Genomic DNA, 17,847 nt, shown 5'->3' with positions numbered 1-17,847 from the left:
ATGCTCTGGTCATTGTTGAAGATCCTGGTTTTTGTCGCGATCGTCGGCCTTCTGGCCATGGGGGCAGGCGTTCTGATGGAAACCAGCGGTGGCATCCAGATCACCGCGATGGGAACCGAGGTCACGCTCAGCCCGCTGCAGTCGGTGATCGCTCTGGGCCTGCTGGTTCTGGCGGTTTGGCTGTTCTTCAAGCTGCTCAACCTGCTGATTGCGACCCTGAAATTCCTCAACGGTGATGAAACTGCCCTTTCGCGCTATTTCGACCGCAGCCGCGAGAAACGGGGCTATCAGGCGCTGGCTGACGGGTTGATGGCGCTGGCCTCGGGCGAGGGGCGGACGGCCATGACGATGGCGCACAAGGCCGAACGGCTGCTCAACAAGCCGGAGCTGACCAACCTTCTGGTGGCCCAGGCGGCCGAAATGGTCGGTGACACCAAGAAGGCCTCGGAAACCTACAAGAAACTGGTGACGGATCAGGCCACACGTTTCGTCGGCGTGCGCGGAATCATGAAACAGAAGTTGGCCGAGGGCGATGATGAAACCGCGCGCAAACTCGCCGAGAAAGCACTGGCGCTAAAGCCGCGGCATCAGGAAACGCAGGATGTGCTTCTGAAACTGCAGACCAAGGCGCAGGACTGGGCCGGCGCACGGTCGACCCTGACCGCCAAGTTGAAGTCGGGCGCGCTGCCGCGTGATGTGTTCAAGCGACGCGACGCTGTTCTGGCGCTGTCCGAGGCCAAGGGAATTCTGGATGAAACCGCCAGTGTCGAACAGCAGGAGCGCGCGATCGAGGCGAACCGCCTCTCACCCGACCTGGTGCCGGCGGCGGCTATGGCCGCACGGGCCTACATCTCCAAGGGCAAGCCGCGCGCCGCGACAAAGATTCTCAAAAAGGCATGGGAGGCGCAGCCGCATCCGGATCTGGCCCATGCCTTTGCCGAGATCGTGCCCGACGAAACCGCCGAGGAACGGGTCAAGCGCTTTACGGCATTGACGCGCATCCATCCCGAACATCTGGAAACCCGCCTGATCCTGGCCGAGCTGAACATCGTCGCCGAAGACTTTCCCGAGGCCCGCCGGGCGCTTGGAGATGTGGTCGAGAAAGGTGCCGATGCCCGAGCCTATACCCTGATGGCCGCCATCGAGCGCGGCGAAGGGGCCTCGGACGCGGTGGTACAGGGCTGGCTGGCCAAAGCGTTGAATGCGCCTCGCGGGCCGCAATGGGTTTGCGACAACTGCCATGACATCGAGGCTGAATGGGCGCCGGTCTGCCCCAACTGTCACAGCTTTGACACGCTCAGCTGGCAGACCCCCAAAACCCCCGAGATCGCCTCGGCGACGGGTGTTCACATGCTGCCTCTGATCGTGGGGGCGTTGGAAGACCGCTCGGATATGGCCGAGGACGCCGAAGTCGAGGATATCCCCGAGCCTGAGATTGTCGATGCCAGCATGGCAGACCAGGCCCCCGAAGAACCTGAGACCGAAGACGCCGGACCGAAACCGGCCTAGCGGGCGGTTTCGACGTCGAACGCGTCGTTCCACAGTTTGAACAACTCTGCCCGGCGGTTCGGGTCGCTGGCCACCAGAAGGGCGGGCGACAGGGGGATGAACCGTCGTGCGCTGGGCGTCAGTCCGGTCTCGGCCGAGTCCATTCGGGACACAAGCCCCGAGGTTGCGAGCAAGTCCTGCGCCTGTGCAGAAAGCAGGAAATCCAGCAAACGGGCTGCGGCGGCGCTGTTGCCTGCATTCTTCGGGATCAGAAAGGCGCGGGACAGGACGAGGGTGTAGTCCTCGGGCAGGATCACCCCAACTGCCGGGTCCTGGGCATTCGCGACATATGAGCCAAGCACGTTGTAGGCGATCAGGAACCGGCCCTCGGCAACGTCGCGAATGATCTCGGCGGAACAACAGGTGGCGATGGCATCTATGCGCGCGAAACCTTCGATCAGTGACCCGAAGGTGGTCGCCTCGAGACTGTCGCCATAGGCAAACAGATACCCCAGCCCCGAGGCCGCGATGTCATAGGTCGCCACCCGGCCGCGCAGCAGGTCGGGGCGGGTGCGCATCGCGTCCAGCAGGGCAAAGCGGCTGCGCGGCACCTCCAGATCGTCCAAACGGTCCTTGTTGTAGACGATGACCGCGGGTTCGGTGGTGATCCCCCACAGCTCGTCCCGCCAGCGCCGGGCCGGGGGCAGCGCCTGCGTCAGGGCCGAGCTGTAGCGGTGGGCGCAGGCGGCATTGACCAACCAGACCATCTGCTGAACCGCCGAGGAGAAGACCGCATCCGCCGGGCTGTCGCCGGTCTTGCAGGCCGTCTTGCTGTGCTGGAACAGCGCGTTCGAGCCCCATTGTTCATAGGTGATGGTCAGGTCGGGGTTTTGCGCGGCGAACTGCTCCATCACCGGGCGAATGATCCCGATATCCGTGGTCGAGCGCACCAGCAGGGGGGTAGGCCCGGTGCCGAATTCGGTCACTGCCTCCTGCGCAGCAGTGCGGGAAGCGGGCATCAGCAGGCACAGGGTCAGCGGGATCAGAAACCGTATCATGCGCCTGTTCCTTCGGTGGCGGCCGGAAAGCTGAGCGATACGCAAAACCCGTCATCGGTGCGGGTCATCTCGACGGTGCCGTCAAAGGCTTCGGCGGTGGATTTGACGATCGACAGGCCCAGCCCGCTGCTGTCCTCGCCCGAGCCTGCGTTGCGGTTGAACCGGTCGCCCAGCCGGGCAGAGACCGACGTTTCCGGCCCCGGGCCGCTGTCGCGCACCCACAGAACGGCGCGGCCACCGTCCAGGCTGGCCCCGATGCTGACCGGGGCCTTGCCGTGGCGCAGCGCGTTGCCCAGCAAGTTCTTGGTGGCCTCGCCCAGCGAGAATGCATCGCCCCGCACCCAGACCGGGTCTTCCCCGATTTTCAGATGCACCTCGACACCGGGGGCGATCACCTCGTGGTCGCTCTGCTCCAGCGCCTCGAGCGCCACTTCGCGCAGATCGACTAGCAGGCGCGGGGCGCTGTCGATGCGGTGGATGACCATCGCGCGCGACAACAGCTGATCCAGAAGTGTTCCGAGCGACCGCGTGCGATTCAGCAGCCGGTCCAGCGCGCGGTGGCGAGCTGGGGCATCCGGATCCGCCTGCGCGATTTCGGCCTGCACCCGGATCGCCGCGACCGGGGTGCGCAACTGATGGGCGGTGTCGGCGATCAGGTTGCGCATCGACAGAACCTGCCGGTCCAGTCGCCCCATGAACCGGTTCATCGCCGCGATCATGACCTGCAATTCGCGCGGCAGACCGTCGCTGGCCACGGGCGTCAGGTCATAGGGGTCGCGGCGGATCAGGTCGTCCGACATCGCCTCGAGCGGGCGCAGCGCCGAACGGGTGACGAACCAGGACATGATCAGCAGCAACGCGCCGGCAGCCGCCATCGGCAGCAGGGCATCCAGCATCAGCCCGGCGGTCATCGCGCGCCGCGCAAGCAAGGTCTGCCCGACCACGATTTCGACTTCGCCGGAAAAGTCGCGCTCGGCGAACAGGCGGGGCAGTCGGACGAACCGGGCCGGTTCCCCGTTCAGGTCGGCCGTGAAATACTGGGCCACTTGGCTGACGGGCTGCGGGGGCGCGATCACCGTGTCCGGGTCCAGCCCGGTGATGAAGCGCCCGTCGGGCCCGCGCACCGCGTAATAGATCCGGTCATCCGGGGCCTGGGCCAGCAGCTCAAACGCCGAAACCGGCAGGTCGACGATGGGCTGGCCGTCCTGGATGCGCACGGATTCGGCGATGTCGCTGGCCGCGCCCAGCAGCAGCCGGTCATAGGCCTGACGGGCCGCCAACCGGCCGTTGGCCCAGATCGACAGGCCGACCAGCACGCCGCCCAGAACAAGGATCAGCATCACCGCGCTCAGCACCCGGGCGGTCAGGCTGTGGGGCAGGGGCGGCCTAACCATGCAGGCCGATCCGGTACCCGACCCCGCGCTGGGTGGTGATGGCCACGCCGCTGCCCGAGAATTTCTTGCGCAGCCGGGCGATATACAGCTCGATCGCGTTCACGCCCACATCGGCATCCTCGAACCCGTAAAGCGAGTCGTACAGCCGCGCCTTGGACAGGAACTGCCCCTCGTGCCGGATCAGGGCGTCCAGCACGGCGGCCTCGCGCGCGGTCAGGTTCAGGCGTTTGCCGCCCAGCGTGGCGCTGCGGTCCTTGGGGGCATAGACCAGCGGGCCCAGCGTGATCTGCTCGCTCTTGCGGTCGGCATCTCGGCGCACCAGCGCGCGCAACCGCGCCTCGAGCTCGCGCTGGTCGAAGGGTTTGCCCAAGTAGTCGTCGGCTCCTTTGTCCAGCGCGGCGACCCGGTCCTCGACCGCAGTCAGCGCGGTCAGCATCAAGACCGGAATGCGGTCACCCCCGCCACGGATTTCGTCCAGAAAGCCCAGGCCCGACCCGTCGGGCAGGTTGATGTCCAGCAGGATCGCGTCATAGACCTGGACCGCGCGGAAATCGCGCGCGGCCTCGACCGAGGTCGCCAGATCGCATACGACACCGGACCGACCCAGATGGGCCACGACGCCCTCGGCCAGATCCTCGGCATCTTCGATCATCAATACGCGCATTGTCCCCCCGAACGCCCGTCGCAACATGACAGGTTCGTGACAGCATTATTCGTTAAAGAAAATCAACCTGCAAGGAAGGGCTGCGCGCCCGGCTCCCTGCAGGGACCGGTTTCGTCTGCGTAACAGCAGGCCAAGAAGACCCTAGGAGGAGAACCAAATGAAACTGTTTGGAACCGGCGGCGTCGTAGCCGCTGCCGTATTCGCCCTGACCGGCTTTGCCGCCAGCGCTCAGGAATGTATTGCACCGGCAAACCCCGGTGGTGGTTGGGATTTCACCTGCCGTCAGGTGGGCAAGTCGCTGCAGGATCTGGGCCTGATCGACCAGACCATGCAGGTCGTGAACCTGGCCGGTGGCGGCGGTGGCGTGGCCTTTGCCGAGGTGGTGAACAAGCGCAATGACGACAACAACCTGATTGTCGCCGCAAGTGCCGCAACCGCAACCCGTCTGGCCCAGGGCGCCTATCCGGGCAACACCATGGATCAGGTCCGCTGGCTGGCCGCGATCGGCGCCGACTATGGCGTGATCGCCGTGGCTGCCGACAGCCCCGTCAACACCCTGCCCGAGCTGCTGGACCAGATCAAAGCCGACCCGGCTTCGGTTTCGGTTGCTGGCGGTTCGGCCGTGGGCGGCTGGGACCACCTGAAGGTGCTGATCGCGGCCAACGCCTATGGCATCGACGATGTCCGCTCGGTCAAGTACATCGCCTTTGACGGCGGTGGCGAGGCGGTGACCCAGCTGCTGGCCGGCTCGGTCCAGGCCTTTACCGGTGACATTTCCGAAGCCAAGGGTTTCGTGGATTCCGGCGACATCAAAGTGATCGCGGTTCTGGCGCCCGAGCGTCTGCCCGGTGAATTCGCTGACTTCCCGACCGCCAAGGAACAGGGTGTGGATGCCATCGGCGCCAACTGGCGCGGTTTCTACGCTCCGGGCGGCATGTCGGACGAGGCCTACAACGACTGGGTCGCAAAAATCGGTGACCTGTATGCGTCGGACGAGTGGAAAGAAGTGATGGCCGCCAACGGTCTGGCTCCGCTGGACCTGCAGGGCGAGGACTTCCAGAACTTCGTTGCCGAGTCCGTCGGTCAGATCCAGACCATCTCGAAAGAGATCGGGATCATCAAGTAACCGCACCACTCACGTGCAGGCGGGTGCCGCGACAGCGTGGCGCCCGCACTCTTTTTTCCCGAACAACAGGAGACACCGATGAGTGACCGCATCTTCGGGGTTGTCGGACTTCTTCTTGCCATTGGTTTCGCGATATCCGCGCTGGCGATCGAAGAAAGCTTTCTGTCCGATGCCGTTGGGCCCAAGGCCTTTCCTTTGATCATCGCCGCCATTCTGGGCGTGTCCAGCGCGGTGATCGCCCTGCGCCCGGACGCCGAGCCGGAGTGGCCGGCCCTTGGCCGTCTGGTCGAGATCGCCGCCGCGGTGGTGGTCATGATCCTGTATGCCGAATTGCTGCCCGAGCTGGGCTTCGTCATCGCAACGGCCTTTGCCGCGGCCTACCTGGCCTGGCGATTGGGGTCCGGCCCGATCGAAAGCGTTCTGGTCGGCGTGGGTACCTCGGTTGGCATCTACGTCATTTTCCACCTGGTTCTGGGCCTGTCGCTGGCCAAAGGGCCGCTGGGTTTCTAGGGGGCGATCATGGAAACTTTTGCATCCTTGGCCGATGGGTTCGCCATCGCGCTGACTTGGCAGAACCTGATGCTGGCCCTGTTGGGCTGCTTTCTGGGCACGGTCATGGGCGCGCTGCCGGGCCTTGGCCCGTCGAACGGCGTGGCCATCCTGATCCCGCTGGCCTTCACGCTGGGGCTGGGCGCGACGCCGTCGCTGATCCTGCTGACCAGTGTCTATTACGGGGCGATGTACGGGGGGCGGATCTCGTCGATCCTGCTGAACATCCCCGGTGACGAGCCTGCGATGATGACCTGTCTGGATGGGCATCCCATGGCCAAAAAAGGCCTGGCGGGTGAAGCTCTTTCGCTGTCGGGTATCGCCTCATTCGTCGGCGCGTTCCTGGCGACCTGGGGCCTGATCCTGCTGGCGCCTCAGCTGGTCAAAGTGGCATTGCTGTTCGGCCCGGCCGAATATTTTGCCCTTTTTGCGCTGGCGTTCATGACGCTGGGCGGTGTGTCGTCGACCAACCAGGCCAAATCGGCTTTTGCCGCCGCGCTGGGGCTTGGGCTGGCGACCATCGGCGTTGATACCCAAACGGGCGTGCCGCGCTTTACCTATGGCGAAGTGCATCTGTACGACGGGATCGATTTCCTGGTGGCCATCGTCGGCCTGTTTGCCCTGTCCGAGGTGTTCATTTTCCTCGAACACCGGCATGGCGGGTCTGACGCCGAGGGCAGCAAGCTGAAAATCGGCAAGCTCTACCCTCCGATGTCGATGATCAAGAGCTGCACGCCGACGATGCTGCGCACCTCGTTCCTGGGCTTCATCGCCGGGGTTCTTCCCGGGGCCGGGGCATCACTGGGGTCGTTCATTTCGTACTCGATGGAAAAGCGGCTGGTGGATAAGAAAAACACCTTTGGCACCGGTGATCCGCGTGGCGTGGCCGCGCCCGAGGCTGGCAACAACGCCGCCGCCGGAGGCGCATTGGTACCGATGCTGGCGCTGGGCGTTCCGGGGTCGGGTACCACGGCGGTACTGCTGGCGGTGCTGCTGGCGCTGAACATCACGCCCGGGCCGCTGCTGTTCACGCAGAACCCGGATGTGGTCTGGGGCCTGATCGCGGCGCTGTTCATCGCCAACTTCATGCTGCTGGCCATGAACATCCCCATGGTGGGCCTGTTCACCCGCGTGCTGATGATCCCGTCGCGCATCCTGATGCCGATCGTGGCCATGGTCAGCTTTGTCGGCATCTATGGCATTTCCGGGTCCAGCTTTGACCTGCTGGTGATGATCGGGTTCGGCGTGATGGGCTGGGTCCTGCGCAAGCTGGACGTGCCGCTGGTGCCGATCATTCTGGGTACCCTGCTGGGCAACGCGATGGAGAACAACCTGCGTCGCGCCGTGACCATCGACAACGGCAACTGGTGGACCCTGATCGACAGCCCGTTGTCCATCGGGTTGTGGACAATCGCGATCATCGGCTTTGTTCTGCCCCTGATCGTGGGCGCCCGGGTCAAGGCCAAGATGCACCAGCGTCGTGACGAAGAAGGCGCGATCAGCGATTGATCTGCCTGTCCGCCGCCCGCCGAAATGGTCGGGCGGCGGATCGTTTGCCGGCCCGTGACCCGCAGGGTTCGGCTGAAGATTGTCCCAGACACCTCGCTTTGCTAACGTCACTCTCGCGTCGGGGAGGGCGTGCAAACCGAAATGCTGGATTACTCGCATAACGCTTGGCTCGTAGCGGCCTCGTTGGCCGTCGCACTCATGGCCGGGTTCACGGGCCTGTATCTGACGCATGGCGCCTCAAAGCTGGATGACCAGAGGCGGAAGTTCGTCGTCGCCCTGGCCGCGGTCATTCTGGGCGGCGGCATCTGGTCGATGCATTTCGTGGCCATGCTGGGCCTGCAACTGCCGATCCTTTTCTACTATGACGCGTTGATTACCCTGATCTCAGCCCTGGTTGCCATTCTGATGGTCGGGCTGGCGCTGCTGCTGTTGCATTTCCGCGCGCGTAGCCCGGGCACGATTGTCGGCGCGGGCGTGATCGTGGGTCTTGGTATCGTGGTGATGCACTATATCGGCATGGCCGGGATGGAGCTGTGTCGCCCCGTCTACACCGCATCGGACGTTGCGATCGCGACCGTGGCTTCGGTGGTGCTGTCAGTGCTGGCGATCTGGGTTGCCTACGACAATCGCACCCAGCGCAATATCCTGCTGGGCACGGTGTGTTTTGGCCTGGCCGTGTTCACCATGCACTTCGTCGCCACGGGCCTGACCGATTTTACCGCCAGTGACAACGCAGGTGGCGCGGGCCCGGCATTGAACAATCAGGTTCTTGCGATGGGGGTGACCGTTGCGGTGTTCCTGATTTGCGGGGCATTCCTGCTGACCGGGATCACCTTTATCGGGCCCGAGCCGGTGGCCGAAGCGCCGCAGCCGGAACCGGCTCTGCGCGCCGGCGTCCCGTTTGAGCGCGAGGGCCAGACCTTTTTCACTGAACCAGCGCGCATCGCCGCCATTCGGGCCGAGGGGCACTACACCGTTTTGTACATGGGCGCTGAGAAACTGTTCTGCCCCTGGTCGATCACCGAGGCCGAAACCCGCCTGAAACCAGACGGCTTTTTGCGGGCCCACCGAAGTTACCTTGTGAACCCCAGACACGTTTCCCGGTTTGAGCGGCACAAGGACAACGGCACCTGTTATTTCGACCAGGTCGATGCGCTCAGCAAGGTGCCGGTCAGCCGATCCCGCCTGACGGACATCCGCGAGGCGCTGGGTCTCTGATCGCAACTCGTGCAGTCCATTCGCATTTCGTGAAAGAAGCCGCGCCCCCCGTTCCTGCGCGATAGCCTGCGCGCGCCCTCAGGACTTTGCTTAATCCCAAGGCCCCGACGTGAACGGGCCAAGGGAGGAAAACATGATACCAGCCGGTTTCGAGTATCACCGGCCAGGCGACGTCGCCTCGGCCATCGGCATTCTGCAGGAACACGGGGACGAAGCGCGCGTGATCGCAGGCGGGCACAGTCTGATCCCGATGATGAAGCTGCGCATGGCCGAGATGGGCCATCTGGTCGACCTGCAGGCCATCGAGGAACTCAAAGGCATCGAGGTCGGGTCCGATACCGTGACCCTGGGCGCGATGGTCACGCAGCACGAGTTGATTACTCACGACGGTCTGGCCGACGCGATCCCGCTGATCCGCGAAGCGGCGCTGCAGATCGCGGATCCGCAGGTGCGATACATGGGTACGGTCGGCGGGAACGTGGCCAACGGGGATCCGGGCAATGACATGCCGGGTCTGATGCAGTGCCTGAACGCGTCGTTCGAACTGTCCGGCCCTGATGGCACCCGCAGCGTCCCGGCCCGCGATTTCTACGAGGCGGCCTATTTCACCGCCCGCGAGGACGAAGAGATCCTGACACGGATTTCCATCCCTGTTCCCGGCCCCGGTGTCGGGCAGGCCTATGAAAAGCAGAAACGCAAGATCGGCGACTACGCAACCGCGGCTGCCGCAGTGATGGTTGGCAACGGTCAGGCATCTGTGGCGATGACCAACCTGTCCGACACGCCCGTCTGGTCTGACGCGGCCAGCGCGGCACTGGCTTCGGGTGATGTCGACGGCTGCGTGGCCGCGATGCTCGAGGCGATCGACCCGGTGGCCGACAACCGCGGACCCGTCGAATTCAAGAAACACGTGGCCGCCGTGATGCTGCGCCGCGCCATCGACCGTGCGCAGAGCCGCGCGGGCTGAGGGGAGGAACACAGATGTCGAAGATGCATGTCAAACTCACCGTGAACGGCAAGCAGGTCGAAGGCCTGGCCGAGCCGCGCACGTTGTTGATCCACTTCCTGCGGGAAGATCTGAAAATCACCGGCCCGCATATCGGTTGCGAAACCAGCCACTGCGGAGCCTGTACCGTGGATATCGATGGCAAATCCGTCAAATCCTGCACGACCTTCGTGGCGCAGGTGAACGGGGCCGATATCACCACCGTCGAAGGGCTGACCAATGACGACGGCAGCCTTGGTGTGCTGCAGGAAATGTTCCGCGAGCATCACGGGCTGCAGTGCGGTTTCTGCACGCCGGGCATGATCACCCGCGCGCATCGCCTGCTGCAGGAAAATCCCAACCCGACCGAAGAAGAAATCCGCTTTGGCATGGCCGGCAATCTCTGCCGCTGCACCGGGTACCAGAACATCGTCAAGGCGATCTCAGCCTCGGCTGACATGCTGAACGCGCAGAAGGAGGCCGCGGAATGAACGACCAGACCATGACCCCCGAAGAACGCGCAGCCAACCTCAAGGGGATGGGCAGTTCTCGCAAACGCGTCGAGGACGTGCGCTTTACCCAAGGCAAGGGCAACTACGTCGATGACATCAAGCTGGACGGAATGCTGTTCGGCGCCTTTGTCCGTTCACCCTATGCCCATGCCCGCGTTGTCAGTGTCAACAAAGAGGCCGCTCTGGCCGTGCCCGGTGTCGTGGCCGTTCTGACGGCCGAGGACTTGGCGCCGCTGGGTCTGCACTGGATGCCCACGCTTGCCGGCGACAAGCAGATGGTGCTGGCCGACGGCAAGGTCCTGTTCCAGGGCCAGGAGGTGGCCTATGTGGTTGCAGAAGACCGCTATGTCGCCGCAGATGCCGTCGAACTGGTCGAAGTCGAATACGAGGAACTGCCGGTTCTGACCGACCCGTTCGAGGCGCTGAAATCTGACGTGGTGCTGCGTGAAGATCTGGAAGGTCAGACCGAAGGCGCCCACGGGCCGCGCAAGCATCACAACCACATCTTCACCTGGGAACAGGGCGAAAAGGACGCGACCGAAGCCGTTCTGGCCGAAGCCGATGTGGTGGCCGAGGAGATGGTCTATTACCACCGGACACACCCCTGCCCGCTTGAGACCTGCGGCTGCGTGGCCAGCATGGACAAGGTGACCGGCAAGCTGACGCTGTACGGCACCTTCCAGGCCCCGCATGCGATCCGCACCGTCGTGTCCCTGATTTCGGGCCTGGCCGAGCACAATATCCGGGTGATCAGCCCCGATATCGGCGGCGGTTTCGGCAACAAGGTGGGCGCTTATGCGGGTTATGTCTGTTCGGTCGTGGCCTCGATCGTCACCGGTCAGCCGGTGAAATGGGTCGAGAACCGGATGGAAAACCTGATGTCCACCGCCTTTGCCCGCGACTACTGGATGCAGGGCAAGATCGCCGCCACCAAAGACGGCAAGATCACGGGCCTGTGGTGTCATACAACCGCGGACCACGGTGGGTTCGACGCCTGCGCCGACCCGACCAAGTTCCCGGCCGGGTTCATGAACATCTGCACCGGGTCCTACGACATCCCGACCGCCTATCTGGCCGTGGACGGCGTCTACACCAATAAGGCTCCGGGGGGTGTGGCCTATCGCTGTTCCTTCCGCGTGACCGAGGCCGCCTATTTCATCGAGCGGATGATCGAGGTTCTGGCCATCAAGTTGAACATGGACGCGGCCGAGCTGCGCCGGATCAACTTCATCAAGGCCGATCAGTTCCCCTATCAGTCCGCGCTGGGATGGGAATATGACTCGGGCGATTACCACACCGCCTGGGACAAGGCGCTGAAAGCGGTCGACTATGACGGCCTGCGCGCCGAGCAGGCCCAGCGGATCGAGGACTTCAAAGCCGGCAAGACGCGCAAACTTCTGGGGATTGGTCTGACGCATTTCACCGAAATCGTCGGGGCAGGGCCTGTGAAGAACTGCGATATTCTGGGCTTGGGGATGTTCGACAGCTGCGAAATCCGCATCCACCCGACCGGGTCAGCCATCGCGCGGCTGGGGACGATCTCTCAGGGCCAGGGTCATGCCACGACCTTTGCCCAGATCATTGCCAGCGAGATCGGTCTTCCAGCCGATGACATCACGCTGGAGGAAGGAGACACCGACACCGCGCCCTATGGCTTGGGCACCTATGGCTCTCGGTCCACGCCGGTTGCTGGGGCTGCAACAGCCATGGCTGCACGCAAGATCCGCGCCAAGGCGCAGATGATCGCGGCCTATCTGCTTGAGGTTCACGACGACGATGTCGAATGGGACGTGGACCGGTTCGCGGTCAAAGGCGCGCCCGAGCGGTTCAAGACGATGAAAGAGATCGCCTTTGCCGCCTACAACCAAGCCATCCCGGGGTTGGAGCCGGGTCTGGAAGCCGTCAGCTACTATGACCCGCCCAACATGACCTATCCGTTCGGCGCCTATATCTGTGTCATGGAGATCGATGTCGATACCGGTGAATGGGAGGTCCGGCAGTTCTATGCGCTGGACGATTGCGGAACCCGGATCAACCCGATGATCATCGAAGGTCAGGTTCATGGCGGTGTGACCGAGGCGCTGGCCATCGCGATGGGTCAAGAGATTGCCTATGATGAGATGGGCAACGTCAAGACCGGTACTCTGATGGACTTCTTCCTGCCAACCGCGTGGGAAACGCCCAACTACACGACCGATCACACGGTGACCCCCTCGCCGCATCATCCGATCGGCGCGAAGGGTGTCGGCGAAAGCCCGAATGTGGGTGGCGTCCCGGCGTTCTCGAATGCGGTTCATGATGCGTTCCGGCCCTTTGGCCTGGTTCAGAGCCACATGCCGCATGACCATTGGCGGATCTGGAAGATCGCCAACGGCTTGGGGATGCACGGGTAATCGGTTTCGGACCGGCGGGGCCCGGTCCGACCGAACGGAGGGGGTGCTGACCCCCTCCGACCCCCACGGGATATTTTGGTCAAACGAAGATTGGACCCTGGTGTGACACTGAGTGACGTTCAGAACGGTTTGGCCCAGCAGGGCTATGTTGCCGACGACCGGTTGGCGATGGCGTTGCATTTGGCCCAAACCCTGGGACGACCGCTGCTGCTGGAGGGTCCGGCCGGTGTCGGCAAGACCGAAGTGGCAAAGGCTTTGGCGGCGTGGCGCGACGCCCGTTTGATCCGCTTGCAGTGTTACGAAGGGTTGGACGCCAGTCACGCGATCTATGAGTGGAACTACCAGCGGCAGCTGCTGGCCATCCGAGCCTCTGAGGCGCGTGGTGGAACCAGCGAGGCCCAACTGTTTTCCGACGACTATCTGCTGAAGCGGCCGTTGTTGGAGGCGATCAGCGCCGATGATCCGCCCGTTCTTTTGATCGATGAGATTGACCGGGCGGATGAAGAATTTGAGGCCTATCTGCTTGAAATTCTGTCGGACTTTCAGATCACGATCCCGGAACTGGGGACGATTTCCGCCAAAACGCGACCCATCGTCATTCTGACCGCAAACGGCACGCGCGATCTCTCGGATGCGCTGCGGCGGCGGTGCCTGTACAGCTTTTTGAACTACCCGTCCGGCGAGACCGAAATGGCCATCCTGCGGGCACGGATGCCCGAAGTCGAAGGGCTGTTGGCGCGCCAGATCATCGGAGTGGTTCAGAACCTGCGCAAGGAAGATCTGGAAAAGACACCCGGCATTGCCGAAATGCTCGACTGGGCCGCGGCCCTCTCGGGTCTTGGCGTCAACGATCTGTCCCAATCACCCGAGGCCGTACAGGCCACTCTGGTCTGTCTGCTGAAGACCGCTGCGGACTATGATGCCGTTCCACCCGAGGTGATGGATCGCCTGATCGGAAAGGTCGCGTGATGCAGGTAACACGGTTTCCATCGCGAGCGCACGGATTGGCCGACCGTATGGCGGGATTCGTGGCGCATCTGCGCGGGAACGGTTTGCGGGTCGGACCGCGTGAGACCGGAGATGCGCTGGCCGCACTGGCCTCGGTCGAGGCCACCGATGTCGGACAGGCGCGGGATGCCTTGTGTGCCCTGATGTCCGGGGATGCCGAGGATTGGCGGCGCTTTGACGATTTGTTCGATGCCTATTGGTTCAACGCGGGCAAGCAGCGGAGCGGTGTCGCACAGAACACCCACGTCAGGGTCCAGTCGGCCAAGCCGATGATCTGGCAGCCCGAAGATCGCGGAGATTCCGCGGACGCTTCCCCCGATGCGCAGGATGCCAGCACCCCGGATTCCGGGGATGGACTGGCCGAAGGAACGGACGGCAAGCTGATCGCAACCCGGACCGACAACCTGTCGCGCCGGGATCTGCGCGAGTTGATGGACGAGCAATCCCTGCGCCGGGCCGAAGCCGCGGCCCTCGCCCTGGCGCGGGCGATCCGGGATCGACGTTCGCGCAGGCGCAAACAGGCGCGGCGGGGTCCGGCGCTGGACATGCGTCGCATCCAGCGGGCGAGCCTTGCGCGCGGGGGCGAGCCTTTGGAGCTGTTTCGCCGTGCCCGACCGCCACGCCCGATGCGGATCGTCGCGCTGTGCGATGTCAGCGGGTCCATGACCGTCTATTCGCGTGTATTTCTGGCCTTTCTCAAGGGCCTTGTGGCCAGCGGAACGGATGCGGATGCCTATCTGTTTCACACGCGGTTGATGCGGGTCACCGATGCGTTGCGGGACCACGACACCTTGCGCGCCGCTGGGCGGTTGTCACTGATGGCCGAAGGTTTCGGTGGCGGCACGGACATCTCCGGCAGTCTCGAAAGGTTTCTGGACGGATACGGTGCGCGGGCGCTGAATGGGCGCACCATCGTGCTGATCCTTTCGGATGGCTATTGCAGCTCTGACCCGCAGGCGCTGGGCGCGGCTTTGTCGAGGATCCGGCGCAAGGCGCGCCGGATCGTCTGGCTGAACCCCCTAAAAGGTTGGGAGAATTATCAGCCCGTCGCCGCCGCCATGCAGGCTGCTTTGCCCCATCTGGATGCGCACCTTCCGGCAAACACGCTCGACGCGCTGGCCGCGTTGGAGCCCGAGTTTCAAAAGTTGTGAGAGGAACCGATCATGCCTGGTTTCGACATTTTCGACACGATTGACCAGTTGCGCAGCAGCGGCGAGGCGTTCTGCGTCGCAACGGTGGTGCGGACGGCAGATGCGACCTCGGCCAAGGCGGGCGCCAAGGCGGCGATTACCCGGGACGGCCGGATCCTCGGCCATCTGGGCGGAGCCTGTGTCCAGCGTGCGGTGCGCGCCTCGGCCCAGGAAGCGCTGGCTAGCGGTGCGTCGCGGATGATCCGCGTGAAACCCTCGGACAAGGTGGTGGCAATGACCGATCCGGATGGCGTTCAGACCTTCAAGAGTGGCTGCCCATCCGGCGGTACGGTCGACCTGCTTGTCGAGCCCTATCAACACGCGCCCCGCCTAGTGATCTTTGGCGACACCCCGATTGCCCATGCTTTGTCGGCTCATGCGGCATTGGCCGGGTTGCGCGTGTTCGTATCGTTTGAGACCAGAGACGCGGCTGCGCAATCATGTTTCGACCCAGACAACGTGGATGCGTTGGGGGTTGAGCCCCGCGATTTTGTGGTCGTCGCCTCGCAAGGCCAGAACGACCGGGCAGCGTTGGCCTCTGCGCTGGGTACGCCGGCAAGGCGGGTGTCGATGGTGGCCAGCCAGCGCAAGGCAAAGGTTCTGACGGACAGGTTGGTATCGCAGGGCATGGACACCGAGAAGGTTGCGCGCCTGAAGTCGCCTGCCGGGCTGGATATCGGGGCCATTGATCCGCATGAAATCGCTTTGTCCATCCTGGCCGAGATCGTGCGCTGGCGAAATGCGGACACCGCCGAGGAGACAACTCATGATGAAAAACTTGCGTAGCTGGGTGGCGCGGCTATGGCCGCCCCGACCCGCCCAAACCCCCGAGGATGCCACGGAACAGGCGCTGCGTGTCTTTCCCAGATGTTGCTGAGCAGAGGAATACCCAATGGAACTGACTGACGAAATTCGCATTGCTGCCCCCCGGGACGCGGTTTATCGCGCGCTGAACGATCCCGAGGTTCTGCGTGAATGCATCCCCGGCTGCGAAGAGCTGACCCAGACCGCCCCCAACGAGCTTGAGGCCAAGGTGGTTCTGAAAATCGGTCCGGTGAAGGCGCGTTTCGCTGGCGAGGTGACGCTGGACCAGACCAACGCCCCCGACGGGTTTTCGCTGGTGGGCGAGGGCAAAGGTGGAGCCGCAGGTTTTGCCAAGGGTGGTGCGGACGTCACGCTGACCGAAGATGGTGACGAGACCGTTCTGACCTATACCGCCAAGGTTGATGTCGGGGGCAAGATCGCCCAGTTAGGCAGTCGTCTGATCGCCGGGACGGCCAAGAAGCTCTCGGGCAAGTTCTTCACCCGGTTCGGCGAGGTCGTATCCGCGCAAACCGCTGCCTGAGGCAGGCGCCCGGCGCCGTTCCGGTTGACGAATTGCGTGAGGGGGGTATGCACCTGCATAGTATTTGGCGCTGATGCAGCAGGAGACAGTGGTGCCCCCCACCTCGAAAATTGCCGAACTTGAGAATTGGCTGGTGATGAAGCCCGCTGACCTCAAGTCGATTCGTCAGTTGGTCACACGGCTGGAACATACGCCCAAGGCTCCGGGTTCGGCTGGGCGTTTCTCTGCGGCACAAGCGGACATCGTTACCTCGCTGGGCGCCGATTGGCAGGCGGAACTATTTGAGCCCGAGCACATGGTCAAACAGTACCGCGCATGGTTGGCTGCATTGCGAAGCCGCGGCGTTTCGCAAGCGGTGCCGATCGGGCAGGTCTTTTCCGGGCGCGTCCTCAAGGTACGCGGGCAGAACGCCTATTGCGGCGTTTTTCTGGACTTCTTCAAAGAGACCGGCGCTATCCCGGCTCTTTGCAATGACTGCTACAAGGTACAGATATTGCCGCATGACCTGCGTGCGATGTTCCAGACCTATGCCCTGTTGCTGAAGCTGGATCTACCCAATGACAACGCCCGCAAATGCATGATCGAGCTGCGCGACGGGATCAAGTTCCCGTACAAGGCCTATATCTATTGCGACACGGTTGATGACGTGCGCGCCTGCCTGCACGCGTTCCGCGATCTTCAGGCCAAGCACGGGATTGAAGGAATCAGCAGCAAGATCTCGCACGGATGTTCGGAATACGGGCAGAAGTATCCGGCATTCAAATTTCCGGAAACCGATGACGCGCCCGAGTTCGTTCCCGATCCGCAATGGCCCGCTATCGAAAAGGCCTATTTCAGGTCGATCAAGCTTCCGGCACAGGCCCGGGACAGCAACACCCGTGAGCATGTGAGCCTGCGCGATGTCTTCGCCTTCTGCACATGGGTCAAATACGCCGACCTGATCGGCGACCCGACCAGCGAGGCCTACGCGGCGCTGCGCGGACCGGACCTTCCCCAGCAATTCATCAAGCGGGTGCGGTCTCAGGCAAAGATCCGTCGCCGCGAGATGGAGGAATTGCAGAAGACGGAATGAGAGCCGACCACCCGTTCGAGGGTGGTTTGCGCGGTCGTTATATCTGTTCGGGGATATGGTGCCCAGGAGACGTCCCGCTTCTGCGTTCAGCTCCCGTTACAGGCACCGCATCAACCCATAGCCTCAGCTAAACAAAGGGTATCAGCAGGGGCGAATCCCCGTCAACGGGCACCATGTGTTCTACGGTTTGTTCTACGCTACAGGAGGGGCGCTACGAGGACACACAGGTTCGGTACGATACTGTCGTCTTCCACCATTGCTCAAGTTGCAAGCAAGCGTCACCCGCCAACTTAGAGCCTTAGGAGAAGCGTCACTATGAATGGCGATGTTAGGGGG

General features: G+C 63.3%; 16 protein-coding genes. 13 read left to right on the top strand and 3 right to left on the bottom strand.

Features of this window, described 5'->3' with window-relative positions:
* Nucleotides 1-1,509, top strand: a complete 1,509-nt coding sequence (locus ACR0EF_RS10445) for a heme biosynthesis protein HemY (RefSeq protein WP_170342556.1) — start codon at nt 1-3, stop codon at nt 1,507-1,509.
* Here ACR0EF_RS10445 and ACR0EF_RS10440 read toward each other — a convergent pair.
* From ACR0EF_RS10440 to ACR0EF_RS10430, 3 genes are read right to left on the bottom strand one after another with little or no spacing between them, the layout of a single operon-like run.
* Nucleotides 1,506-2,546 carry an ABC transporter substrate-binding protein gene (locus ACR0EF_RS10440; protein ID WP_170342553.1) on the bottom strand — a complete coding sequence of 347 codons (1,041 nt, stop codon included), beginning with the start codon at nt 2,544-2,546 and terminating at the stop codon, nt 1,506-1,508. The genes ACR0EF_RS10445 and ACR0EF_RS10440 overlap by 4 nt on opposite strands.
* Entirely contained in the window at nt 2,543-3,940 is a 1,398-nt protein-coding gene (locus ACR0EF_RS10435) for a sensor histidine kinase (protein ID WP_170370417.1), read from the bottom strand. Before ACR0EF_RS10435 ends, ACR0EF_RS10440 begins: the two co-directional genes overlap by 4 nt.
* Nucleotides 3,933-4,604: a response regulator transcription factor gene (locus tag ACR0EF_RS10430; protein ID WP_170370418.1), complete on the bottom strand. Its 672-nt coding sequence runs from the start codon at nt 4,602-4,604 to the stop codon at nt 3,933-3,935. Before ACR0EF_RS10430 ends, ACR0EF_RS10435 begins: the two co-directional genes overlap by 8 nt.
* Nucleotides 4,605-4,761: 157 nt before the next feature.
* On the opposite strand from ACR0EF_RS10430, the gene ACR0EF_RS10425 reads away from it, so the two are divergent.
* The 12 genes from ACR0EF_RS10425 to ACR0EF_RS10370 all read left to right on the top strand — a co-directional run bounded on the left by ACR0EF_RS10425 (nt 4,762) and on the right by ACR0EF_RS10370 (nt 17,511).
* Nucleotides 4,762-5,730 carry a Bug family tripartite tricarboxylate transporter substrate binding protein gene (locus tag ACR0EF_RS10425; RefSeq protein WP_170361035.1) on the top strand — a complete coding sequence of 323 codons (969 nt, stop codon included), beginning with the start codon at nt 4,762-4,764 and terminating at the stop codon, nt 5,728-5,730.
* A 78-nt stretch (nt 5,731-5,808) separates the two neighbouring features.
* Nucleotides 5,809-6,240: a tripartite tricarboxylate transporter TctB family protein gene (locus ACR0EF_RS10420; RefSeq protein WP_170340610.1), complete on the top strand. Its 432-nt coding sequence runs from the start codon at nt 5,809-5,811 to the stop codon at nt 6,238-6,240.
* Nucleotides 6,241-6,249: 9 nt separating this feature from the next.
* Complete coding sequence (locus ACR0EF_RS10415) at nt 6,250-7,788, top strand: tripartite tricarboxylate transporter permease (protein ID WP_093963852.1); 1,539 nt, start codon at nt 6,250-6,252, stop codon at nt 7,786-7,788.
* Nucleotides 7,789-7,929: 141 nt separating this feature from the next.
* Nucleotides 7,930-9,006: an MHYT domain-containing protein gene (locus ACR0EF_RS10410; protein ID WP_170342892.1), complete on the top strand. Its 1,077-nt coding sequence runs from the start codon at nt 7,930-7,932 to the stop codon at nt 9,004-9,006.
* A 133-nt stretch (nt 9,007-9,139) separates the two neighbouring features.
* The gene (locus ACR0EF_RS10405; protein WP_170373130.1) at nt 9,140-9,973 is read left to right on the top strand and encodes an FAD binding domain-containing protein; all 834 of its coding nucleotides are present in this window, start codon (nt 9,140-9,142) and stop codon (nt 9,971-9,973) included.
* Between the two features lie 14 nt (nt 9,974-9,987).
* The gene (locus ACR0EF_RS10400; RefSeq protein ID WP_093963851.1) at nt 9,988-10,482 is read left to right on the top strand and encodes a (2Fe-2S)-binding protein; all 495 of its coding nucleotides are present in this window, start codon (nt 9,988-9,990) and stop codon (nt 10,480-10,482) included.
* Nucleotides 10,479-12,896, top strand: coding sequence for an aerobic carbon-monoxide dehydrogenase large subunit (locus ACR0EF_RS10395; protein WP_170370421.1), 2,418 nt, complete (start codon nt 10,479-10,481; stop codon nt 12,894-12,896). Before ACR0EF_RS10400 ends, ACR0EF_RS10395 begins: the two co-directional genes overlap by 4 nt.
* A gap of 168 nt (nt 12,897-13,064) precedes the next feature.
* Nucleotides 13,065-13,865 carry an AAA family ATPase gene (locus ACR0EF_RS10390; RefSeq protein ID WP_254434022.1) on the top strand — a complete coding sequence of 267 codons (801 nt, stop codon included), beginning with the start codon at nt 13,065-13,067 and terminating at the stop codon, nt 13,863-13,865.
* Between the two features lie 47 nt (nt 13,866-13,912).
* Nucleotides 13,913-15,055 carry a vWA domain-containing protein gene (locus ACR0EF_RS10385; protein ID WP_367646423.1) on the top strand — a complete coding sequence of 381 codons (1,143 nt, stop codon included), beginning with the start codon at nt 13,913-13,915 and terminating at the stop codon, nt 15,053-15,055.
* 12 nt (nt 15,056-15,067) lie between these two features.
* Nucleotides 15,068-15,880 carry an XdhC family protein gene (locus tag ACR0EF_RS10380; RefSeq protein WP_170370422.1) on the top strand — a complete coding sequence of 271 codons (813 nt, stop codon included), beginning with the start codon at nt 15,068-15,070 and terminating at the stop codon, nt 15,878-15,880.
* Between the two features lie 106 nt (nt 15,881-15,986).
* Complete coding sequence (locus ACR0EF_RS10375; RefSeq protein WP_170370423.1) at nt 15,987-16,439, top strand: SRPBCC family protein; 453 nt, start codon at nt 15,987-15,989, stop codon at nt 16,437-16,439.
* A gap of 73 nt (nt 16,440-16,512) precedes the next feature.
* Nucleotides 16,513-17,511, top strand: a complete 999-nt coding sequence (locus ACR0EF_RS10370) for a hypothetical protein (RefSeq protein WP_170373129.1) — start codon at nt 16,513-16,515, stop codon at nt 17,509-17,511.
* Nucleotides 17,512-17,847 lie beyond the last annotated feature (336 nt).

The sequence above is a fragment of the Ruegeria sp. CG8 genome, from assembly GCF_056537165.1.
This window is presented reverse-complemented; position numbering and strand designations above follow the sequence as displayed.